The following is an 8,419-nucleotide window of genomic DNA, read 5'->3' on the forward strand; positions in this document are numbered from 1 at the left end:
GTCGAAACGGGTTCGGGAAAAGTGGCCTGGAATCAGCGCCACTCGTTCATCGCGCGTTCGAGCGACAGGCCCAAACGTTGTTCATGGGGCATGAAGTCCAACAACTCCGCCACGCCCCCGCCCAGCCGGTGGGTCTGCAACGCCACCAGGGCGCTGCCCGCCTCCAGCCGCCTACCGGTATGCAAGGAGCCATATCGGTCGATATAGCGTCCCCATGCCAGGGCTTCGTGGTAGGTCATGCGTTCCTTGGCTTCGGCAATCGTCCGGCCGCCGACTCCGTTCAGCACCAACTCGTGCCAGAACTCATCGGCGGCCGTCAGTTTTTTGCCGCACCACCGGTGCCGTTGACCTCATTGACCGCATTGAGGATCAAAAACCCCAGGGTCGGCTCCAGGCCGTAGGCATCCTCGTAGCTCAGGGCCTCGCCGCCATCGGTGCCCAGTGCCACCGAAGCGGCGATGTAGCGGGCGTTGCGGCTCTGCTCGTTGTCGCTATCGGCGAACAGTCGCTCGATGACCCCGAAGGACTGCCGGCGGATGTGCAAGGTGAAGGTGTCGGTCACCTCCTTGCCGGTCTTGCTGTCCAGGTGAGTCCAGCTCACCTGCTTCTTCACGGGCAGGGCATCGACGATGCCGCCCTTGGCTTTGAGTTGCTTGAGGTTCATGGCGATGCTCAGGCCTTCTTGATCCAGGTGGAGCCACCGGTACGCTGGATGGTCACGGTGGTGGTGACCACGGCGTTGAGGGCGAAGTTGAACGGGAAGTCCGAGACATAGCCGTCGAAGGCGAACCAGGTGCGGGTGGTCGGCAGCTCGAAGTTGTCACCCTTGGCGTTGACGGTCGGCGCGACGCCCTTGCCGTCGGACCAGCCCACGACCCACTTGATGCTGGTCTCGCCATTGGCTTCGGACAACTGGTGCAGGCGCACATGGCTGGCGTTGGCCGGGTCGGCGTTGAGCCCCAGGCTGGCAGTGCCAGGGGTACGCAGGCCTTTCTTGTAGCTGCGCTCCTGGGCGTCGAGGGTGGTGTCCTCGATCTGCTCGGCAGGCGCGCCGCCGGGCTCGAAGGAAGTGACGTGCTCGACTTCCAGCACGGTGTAGGGGCCGCTGCCGCTCACAGGCGGGACCAGGGCGAAGATTTGCGTACCTTGGGTAAGAATCGACATCGGGTGTTCTCCACAAAACAATGAAAAACCCGCTGGTGGCGGGTCGAGGGTGTGTTGCTCGGGTGCGGACCAAAGGCGCCGGGGCCAGGGCTCAGGGAGTTGGCGAGCCGTCCAGGTAGGGTGGCGCGTTGGGGTCCGGTTCACGGCTCTTGATCAGGTCCACCAGGGCCTGGTTGCTCTGCGCCAGCAGGCGGATCGCGCCGTTCAAGGCGGACTGGCCATCGGCCTGGGCCTGGAGGGCGGCGATCAGGCGATTGATGGCCGCCAGTTCTTCGTCATTCATGGCTGGGTGCTCCGTATCCATCGAAGGTGATTGGGCAAGCGCGGGACAGCGTCATTCGCGTCCGCTGGGCAGCAACGCCGGGGCCTTGGCCAGGCCGGCCTGCAGTGCGCTCCAGAAACTTGCGTCTTCGTAGCCCATGGCCCAGACGCTGGTGCCGCCCAGGCCCAGGCGCCCGACCAGGGCGGCCTTGCTGCGAATGCTCTGGGCGTCGTCATACCAGAGCACCGGCTGCGCTCGCTCCGCAGTCCACTCGACGCCATCGGCGAAGCTGTTGACCGGGCCCCAGGTGGCGTAAGGAGTGGCCGAGGGGGCGTCCAGGTGGGTGACGGCGTTGTGCTCGGCGATGATTTCCTCATAGGCCGACCAGTGCACCCGATTGCCGATGCTGTAGTCCTGGCCGTAGGCCGCCAGCCCGGACAGCAGCTTGCCGGCCGGTACCCGCGTCACTGCGTAGGCCAGCAGCGCTTGCTGCCAGTCAAGGCCCGAGCCCGGGCCCGGCCAGACTTCACCGTGGAAGCCGCCGCTGCTCCAGCCCGGGCCGACCTGGTCGTAGGTCATCAGCTGGAAGTAATCCACCGCTGCTGCCAGGGCCCGGTAGTCGTAGCCTTGCAGGTATTCGGGCTGCTGGTCGTCGAGCTTGGGCGGCACGCTGATGATCAGCTTGCGCCCTTGCGCATGCAGGGCCTGGCCCAGGGCTTTGACATAGGCGGAAAACGCCTTGGCGTTGCGCGGTTCAACCTGTTCGAAGTCCAGGTTGATACCGGCGAACCCGTTATCCCGGGCCAGCGTCACCAACTGCTTGATGGTGCTGGCACTCAAGGCCTTGTTGTTGACGATGGAGTGGGAAATGGCCGGGTCGAAAGCCGCGATGTCCTGGTTGTAGTCCGATACCGTCGGGTACAGCGGCAAGGACTTGGACTTGGCGAACGCGATGATCTGCCGGGTGGTGTCGTTCATGCCCTCCTGGTGCAACTGGCCGGTGACCGTCAGGCCGTAGGTGCTGCCCAGGCCCACGGCCGAGAGGTTGCGATGAAAAGCCTTGAGGTTGCTGTAGGAGGTCTCGACCTGGCCGTCGGTGTAGGCCAGGACCAAGGGCGCGGCCTGGGCCGCACTGGCCAGTGCCAGGGCGCAGCCGCCAAGCAGGCCACGCAAGAACCGCCGGACGCCCCGCGTCGAGGCCGGCTGGATGATGTTGGAATTCATGAAATCTCCTGCGGGTGAACCGCATCGGGAAAAAAACCGGACGTCCGCAAAGGGTCCGTCCAAAGGCTCGCAGCGGACGCCGCCGACCTAGAGTTGCAGCACCTTCAGCGGCTTGGCCTTGGGTTTCGGCTTGCCCTTGGCCCGGGCCTTGCCCTGCTTGCCAGCGTTGCACTGCACCGTGGTGCTCCAGCCCGACGGGCTGAAGACCTGCTCCACCGAATCCACCAGGTACTCGCCATCCAGCCCGGCCTTGAAACCCTGGACGTCGATCAAGCGTTCGGCGAACAGGTCGATGCGTCCGGGCAGATCCAGGCGCAGGGCCGCGGTGCTGCGGTTGAACGCCGCCAGGCGCGCCTTGGCGGCCTGCTCTGCCGCGGATTTGTTCGGGTAGATATGCCGGTCGGTGTGCACCGCGGGCACCCCGGCCGGGGCACTGTCGTTACCCAGTTCGATCACCTGCAGCTTGCCGCTCTTCTTGTCCTGGTGACGGGTCTGCACCGCCTTGTGGCTGCTGGTGTCGCCCAGGCGAAACTGATAGCGGCTCACCTCGTGGCGGTGGATGGTGACCTTGCCCAGGGCCTTGCCGCTGGCGCTCTGTCCCGCCTGGCGCGGCAGCACCAGCAACTTGCCTTCGGCGACCTTGGCAGTGCAGTCGTACTGCCGGGCCAGGCGGGTGATGAAGTTGAAATCGGACTCGTTGAGCTGGTCGACCCGCAGGACCTTGATCGCTACCGGGCACACCGGGGTCCAGCCGTTACGGGCCGCCAGGTCGCGGACCACCTGTTGCAGCGGTACATCTTCCCAGCTGCCGCTGCGGGTGGTCTTGCCACTGCCGCGCATGTCGCTGGCCTTGCCGCGGATCTCCAGGGTGTCCGGTGGTCCGCAGACCACCACCTCATCCACGGTGTAGCGCCCGAGGCGGGTCAGCCCCTGGCCGGCATACCCCATGAATACCTCGATGCTGGCGCCACGGCGGGGCAGCGCCACCGCACGATCGCGGTCGTCGATGCGCAGCTCGAATTCGTCCGACTCCATGCCGGGTTTGTCCGAGGTGCGCAGGGACAGCAACCGGTCGTTGATCTGGCTGGTAATGTCCCGGCCATAGGCAACGATACGAAACTCTGGGGTCATAAAACGCCTCGCACTGGGTGCCGATCAGTAAAGGAATTTGCAGGAGCAAGACCAGGGTTCAGTCCCATAGCTGGACCAGCGCCTGCTCCGGCGCCGGCAGGTCCGGCAAGAGGATCAGCACCCCGGCCCGCAATGGCTGGGGCTCGTCGGCCAGGCCCTGGTTGGCATCCAGCACCGCCTCGACGGTGCCGTTCAAATGCCCGTAGTAGTGCTGGCACAAGGTGTCGAGCAGATCGCCGTCAGAGGTTCTGCAAGTCGTCGCCATAGCTTACGAACTCCAGTGAGAAGGCCTGTTTGCGTGGAATGCCGCCGGCCAGCAAATGGCCCTGGTCTTCGTCGATGCTGGTCAGGCACCAGGTGCCCAGGACCTCGCCGTAGCCGGTGGTCAGGCTCAAGGGGCGCAATTGCCGGCCGATGCTGCGCAAGGCCTGCAATTGCCCCAGTCCGCCCTTGAACCCGGGGAAGATCGCACCCTTGAGGCTGATGCGTTCATCGCCCAGGCCCACCGCCTGCTGGGCACTGCTGCGGCCCAGGCGCTCCTGGCCAGTCCAGCGAAAGCTGGTCTGGCGCCGCAAATCGTCGAAGGCCGCCGTGTCCAGGTTGAAGTAATAGGGTTGGGAAGCAGCCCCCAGGGGCTGGAGGATCAGCAGGTGCGGGAACGGCTTGACCGCTTCGGCGGTGGGCGTTTCCTTGGCGGCGAACAAGCTGCTGGGAAAGATCGTGCCCAGGGCCGGGCTGATCTGCCCGCCAATACGGTTGATCGCCGCCCCGACCTTGGCCGTCTGCTCTTGCAAGGCGCCGAGGCGCTGTTGCACCTGCCCGGCTACCGTGACGGCCTGGTTGTACTGGGCCGCCACCTCGCCGACCCGGCTTTGCGCGGCATCGATACCGCGCAGGATGCGGCGCAGCCGGGTGCCGACTTGCGGCCCCACCACGGGCAGGTTCTCCATTTCCAGGGCGGCGCCGGTGATAAAGCCTATGGCCCCGTTCATGGGTCCCAGCATCTCGTCCGCGCTGCGCCGCCCCGCCTCCGCTGCCGCCACCAGGGATTGCAGCCCCGATTGCAGCTGTTCCATGTAGGCCATGGCGTCTCCTTAAACGTGAGGTGCATCGGACAGCTGGCGAGCCGAGGCCTGGCGGCTGTACTCGTCGAACTGCCAACGCAGGTAGGGCTCCAGTTCCCGGGCCAGTTGCGCCGGGTCCTTGACATCGCCCTGGACGGTGACCGATATCGCCGGCGCAAAGCTGAACTGCTGCTCGATCGCCGGCGCCAAGGGGGCCTTGAAGGGTTCGGCCAGGGTGCTCGACGTGCCGGGAGCCGGCGGCATGGAACGCACCACCTGGCCCATCAGCGGCGGGGTCTGCCCGCTCTTGAAGGAGTTGGCGATATCGTCCATGACCGGCGGGATGTTCTTGCCGGCGTCACGCATCATCAGCGGGCCGGCGGCGGGCATCGACTTGAGCGAGTCATCGCCGCCGAACAGTTTCTTGCCCAGAAAGCCGCCGGCTTCGGTTCCAGCCCAGGCCGCCAGGATTCCCACTCCAGCCCCAACGATGCCGCCAACGACCGTCCCGAGTACCGGCACCGCGGAGCCAACCATGGCACCGGTCATGGCGGAGGCGGCAACACCGGCCACAGCACCTGCCGCTGCACCCAGCACGCCACCGGCCAGGCCTCCGGCAGCCTTGCCATAACCTTCGGCTTTCTCGTCCCGGGTCTTGGCATTCTGGTAGGTGTCTGCTGCCTGAAAGACCGCGCCGGCCACGGACAGGACGCTGCCGCCCTTGATCAGCGGCTTGATCACATTGCCGCCATTTTTAACCGCCGAGATTCCTGCTTCCAAGACCAGGGCGCCCTTGCCTGCCCTGCCCGCGTTACCTGAACCAAAGAGCTCCTTCAACTTCTGGGCGGTCTTGTTGGCCAAGCCACCCTTGGCTTTTCCACCTCGCCCTCCTCTGCGTCCCTTGCCGCCTTTCTTGTCCCGGCTGATGTCGCTGTCGTAGTCACCGCCACCCAGGGCTCCCGGGTTGGTGACCAGCACCTTCTGGATGAAGTCCGGATTGCCCATCATCGAGCCCCGGGCCACGTTGAACAGGCCCTTGCCGAGGGTGTAGGCCGCTTGCAACTTCTTCAGCGCCAGCAGACTGCCGGCCAGCACCGTCACCCCCAGTACCGCCGGAGCGGCCTGGTGGGTCAGCTCGGTCATGCCATTCGCCAACCAGGTGATGCTCTGGCCCAAGCGGTCCGTGGCCGGGGTCAGGGCCTGGCCGAACGCCTGCTGCAGGTTGTCGACCGCGCCATCGGCTTCCTTCCAGATCTGCGCCGACGTCCCCCGGCGCTCGGCCTGGTTCTTGTCCAGCACGCCGGAGGCCGTCAGCGAGTCCTGCTTGAGCTTCTGGTACCCATCCTGGCCCTGGGCGTAGGCCTGCAACGCCGCATCGACCTGCATGTTGACGAACAGGTTGTCGCCGCGCAGCGACTGCGCCAGGGCGGCCAGCATCGCCTGGGCCTTCTGCGGGTCGGTTTGCTGGCTGATCTGCGCCTGGGCCGCGGTCATCTGCGCGGCCTTGGCCGGGTCGGTGACCTGGATGTACTTCATGGCCAGGGCGAAGCTCGCCTCCAGGGTCGACATGCCTTTTTCCAGGCCGGTCTGCAGCGATCCCTCATAGTCGATGCCAGCCTTGGCATAAGCCGCGGCAGTGGCCGGTGAGCGAATCTCGCCCATCCAGTTCTTCAGGTTGCCGGCCGCCTGATCGGCGCCGTTGGCCGTCGACATCTGCAATTGCAGCATCGACCCCACCTGGCTCACCGCATCCATGCCGGTGAGCTTCATGTCCTTGGCACCTTTGAGCAGGTCGGGCAGCAAGCGGGCCATGTCGGCCGCTTCGAAGTTGCCCGCCTGGCCTTGCAGGGCCATGGCCTCCAGGGCCCGCTCCAGGGTCTTGGGATCGGTGATCCCGGCCTGCGTCTCCAGGGCCCGGATCAGGGTCGCGGTGTCGCCGACGCCGGCCCCCTGGCCAACCACGAACTTGGCCGCCAGCCCGGCATACTGCTGGGCCTTGTCCAACGACGTGCCATTGGTGGTCATCCCGGCGATGAGGCTGGCGACCTCGCCGCGACCCAGCCCGGAATCCCGGGAAACCTGGAGGACATTGCGTGCCAGCTGCGCCTCTTGCGGGGTATTGGCGATATTGCCCTTGATGGCGATGTCGCGGATCGTCGCCTGGTAGTCGGCGTTGATCTTGACCGGCACCGCCAGCACCCCAACGGCTTTCTTCGCCAGCTCGTAGCTGGACTTGAGGTCCGTCCTGCCCTGCTCGATCTGCCGCTGGCCCGTGGCCCTGAGCTCAAGGCCCCGGGCCGCACGGCCCAGGGCCTGGTACTCCTGGTTCAGCTTGCGGACCTGGATGCCCTGCTTGCGTAATCCGTCCAGGCTGCTGTCCAGCTTGGCCTGCAAGTCACCGACCCAGAGCGCGCCTTGTTTGCGGGCCTGGTTCAGCTCCCGGCGCAGGCGCTGGGTTTCACCGATGGCCGTCGCCAGCCCCCGGGCCTTGCTGGCCTGCTCGTCAAGCGCCTTGATCCGGTCTTCCACTGTCTTGGTGGCAGCATCCCAGGTCGCGTCCAGGGCGCCGCCGATCTTTATCACTGTCGATACCAGCGTGTTGTTCGCCATTTGCCGCCCCCGTGGTGACAGGCTCAATCCGTGAGCCACCAGACCATGTCGCAATAGCGCATGGTCATGATTTCCTCAGCGCAAAAATGCAGCTCGCGAGCGAGCCGCTTCGCCGCCACCTTCATCACTGCCGGGTCAAAGCTCGTCGTCTTGCACCAGGCGAAAATAACCGGCCTGCAGGCGTTGGTAGTCCTTGAGGGTCAGGCCCTCCAGGTCCTTGCTGCCGACCTCGGCCAGGCTGGCGAACAGCATCAGCTCGCGCTGTTCGTCATCGCCAGCCGCCGCGCTGTTGGCAGCGCGGATATCACGCACGGTGGGCGCGCGCAGAGTGAGCTTGTCGCACTGCACGCCGTTCATCGACACCGCCTTGCTGAGGCTGATCACCACGTTCTCGGGGCTCAACACCATCCAGGACGGCGTGCCATTGATTGCGTCAGACATCGAGGAAGTTCCTTACAGGCCCAGGGCCGAACGTTGGGCGGCGAGCTGGTCGACACCGTTGATCACGCGTTTCATGCCCAGGGCATCGATCTCGTAGATCAGGCGCCCGTCGACTTCCAGCTTGTAGTAGCTCACGGCGACGTTGTGCTTGATCTCGGCCTTGTCGCCGGACTTCCAGTCACCCATGTCGACTTCCTTGAGCAGGCCGCGCAGGGTCACGATCACCGGGGTGGTCTTGCCCTTGAGGCCCTTGAAGGCGCCACGGAACACGCCATTGAAGGCGCTGCTGTCGGTCAGGCCGAACAGCTTGAGGGATTCGCGGCGTACACCGGTGGTGGTGAAGCCGGCCTCTTGTTTCTCCATGCCCATGTCCAGCTCGATGGGCAGGTCCATGCCGCCGACCCGGTGTTCCTCGGTCTTGAGGGTGAGCTTGGGCAGGGTCAGGCTCGGCACGTCGCCTTGAAAGCTGATGCCATCGACGAACAGGTTCATGTTCGCCAGGGTTTCGGGAATCATTGCCATT

The 8,419-nt window shown here is 65.4% G+C and carries 11 protein-coding genes; all 11 read right to left on the reverse strand.

From position 1 onward, the window contains the following. Nucleotides 1-32: 32 nt before the first annotated feature. The 11 genes from CAG11_RS28150 to CAG11_RS28200 all read right to left on the reverse strand — a co-directional run bounded on the left by CAG11_RS28150 (nucleotide 33) and on the right by CAG11_RS28200 (nucleotide 8,418). A complete protein-coding gene (locus CAG11_RS28150) occupies nucleotides 33-287 on the reverse strand; it encodes a hypothetical protein (protein ID WP_031321344.1) in 255 nt (84 codons plus the stop codon). A gap of 29 nt (nucleotides 288-316) precedes the next feature. Further along, entirely contained in the window at nucleotides 317-664 is a 348-nt protein-coding gene (locus tag CAG11_RS28155) for a phage tail assembly chaperone family protein, TAC (protein ID WP_022643399.1), read from the reverse strand. A gap of 8 nt (nucleotides 665-672) precedes the next feature. Beyond that, on the reverse strand, nucleotides 673-1,164 hold the full coding sequence (locus tag CAG11_RS28160; protein ID WP_085599331.1) for a phage tail tube protein: 492 nt from the start codon (nucleotides 1,162-1,164) through the stop codon (nucleotides 673-675). 91 nt (nucleotides 1,165-1,255) lie between these two features. Continuing rightward, on the reverse strand, nucleotides 1,256-1,447 hold the full coding sequence (locus CAG11_RS28165; RefSeq protein ID WP_022643397.1) for a hypothetical protein: 192 nt from the start codon (nucleotides 1,445-1,447) through the stop codon (nucleotides 1,256-1,258). Nucleotides 1,448-1,498: 51 nt separating this feature from the next. Beyond that, nucleotides 1,499-2,650: a glycosyl hydrolase family 18 protein gene (locus CAG11_RS28170; protein ID WP_256578509.1), complete on the reverse strand. Its 1,152-nt coding sequence runs from the start codon at nucleotides 2,648-2,650 to the stop codon at nucleotides 1,499-1,501. Nucleotides 2,651-2,737: 87 nt separating this feature from the next. Further along, nucleotides 2,738-3,781 carry a phage late control D family protein gene (locus CAG11_RS28175; protein ID WP_085599333.1) on the reverse strand — a complete coding sequence of 348 codons (1,044 nt, stop codon included), beginning with the start codon at nucleotides 3,779-3,781 and terminating at the stop codon, nucleotides 2,738-2,740. Between the two features lie 58 nt (nucleotides 3,782-3,839). Next, entirely contained in the window at nucleotides 3,840-4,046 is a 207-nt protein-coding gene (locus CAG11_RS28180) for a tail protein X (RefSeq protein ID WP_022643394.1), read from the reverse strand. Then, nucleotides 4,021-4,866: a phage tail protein gene (locus tag CAG11_RS28185; RefSeq protein ID WP_085599335.1), complete on the reverse strand. Its 846-nt coding sequence runs from the start codon at nucleotides 4,864-4,866 to the stop codon at nucleotides 4,021-4,023. The genes CAG11_RS28180 and CAG11_RS28185 overlap by 26 nt, the downstream gene beginning before the upstream one ends. 9 nt (nucleotides 4,867-4,875) lie before the next feature. Beyond that, nucleotides 4,876-7,455 carry a phage tail tape measure protein gene (locus CAG11_RS28190; RefSeq protein WP_085599336.1) on the reverse strand — a complete coding sequence of 860 codons (2,580 nt, stop codon included), beginning with the start codon at nucleotides 7,453-7,455 and terminating at the stop codon, nucleotides 4,876-4,878. Between the two features lie 135 nt (nucleotides 7,456-7,590). Beyond that, a complete protein-coding gene (locus tag CAG11_RS28195) occupies nucleotides 7,591-7,896 on the reverse strand; it encodes a phage tail assembly protein (RefSeq protein ID WP_085599338.1) in 306 nt (101 codons plus the stop codon). 12 nt (nucleotides 7,897-7,908) lie between these two features. Then, nucleotides 7,909-8,418, reverse strand: a complete 510-nt coding sequence (locus CAG11_RS28200; protein WP_022643387.1) for a phage major tail tube protein — start codon at nucleotides 8,416-8,418, stop codon at nucleotides 7,909-7,911. Nucleotide 8,419 lies beyond the last annotated feature (1 nt).

Origin of the sequence: Pseudomonas sp. B6(2017), assembly GCF_002112765.1 — a bacterium.
GTDB lineage: Bacteria > Pseudomonadota > Gammaproteobacteria > Pseudomonadales > Pseudomonadaceae > Aquipseudomonas > Aquipseudomonas piscis.

What these genes read in the sequence shown, in the direction of transcription:
- CAG11_RS28160 (WP_085599331.1), bottom strand. Translation starts at nt 1,164, where the DNA reads ATGTCGATTCTTACCCAAGGTACGCAAATCTTCGCCCTGGTCCCGCCT.
- CAG11_RS28170 (WP_256578509.1), bottom strand. Translation starts at nt 2,650, where the DNA reads ATGAATTCCAACATCATCCAGCCGGCCTCGACGCGGGGCGTCCGGCGG.
- CAG11_RS28190 (WP_085599336.1), bottom strand. Translation starts at nt 7,455, where the DNA reads ATGGCGAACAACACGCTGGTATCGACAGTGATAAAGATCGGCGGCGCC.
- CAG11_RS28195 (WP_085599338.1), bottom strand. Translation starts at nt 7,896, where the DNA reads ATGTCTGACGCAATCAATGGCACGCCGTCCTGGATGGTGTTGAGCCCC.
- CAG11_RS28175 (WP_085599333.1), bottom strand. Translation starts at nt 3,781, where the DNA reads ATGACCCCAGAGTTTCGTATCGTTGCCTATGGCCGGGACATTACCAGC.
- CAG11_RS28200 (WP_022643387.1), bottom strand. Translation starts at nt 8,418, where the DNA reads ATGGCAATGATTCCCGAAACCCTGGCGAACATGAACCTGTTCGTCGAT.
- CAG11_RS28180 (WP_022643394.1), bottom strand. Translation starts at nt 4,046, where the DNA reads ATGGCGACGACTTGCAGAACCTCTGACGGCGATCTGCTCGACACCTTG.
- CAG11_RS28155 (WP_022643399.1), bottom strand. Translation starts at nt 664, where the DNA reads ATGAACCTCAAGCAACTCAAAGCCAAGGGCGGCATCGTCGATGCCCTG.
- CAG11_RS28185 (WP_085599335.1), bottom strand. Translation starts at nt 4,866, where the DNA reads ATGGCCTACATGGAACAGCTGCAATCGGGGCTGCAATCCCTGGTGGCG.
- CAG11_RS28165 (WP_022643397.1), bottom strand. Translation starts at nt 1,447, where the DNA reads ATGAATGACGAAGAACTGGCGGCCATCAATCGCCTGATCGCCGCCCTC.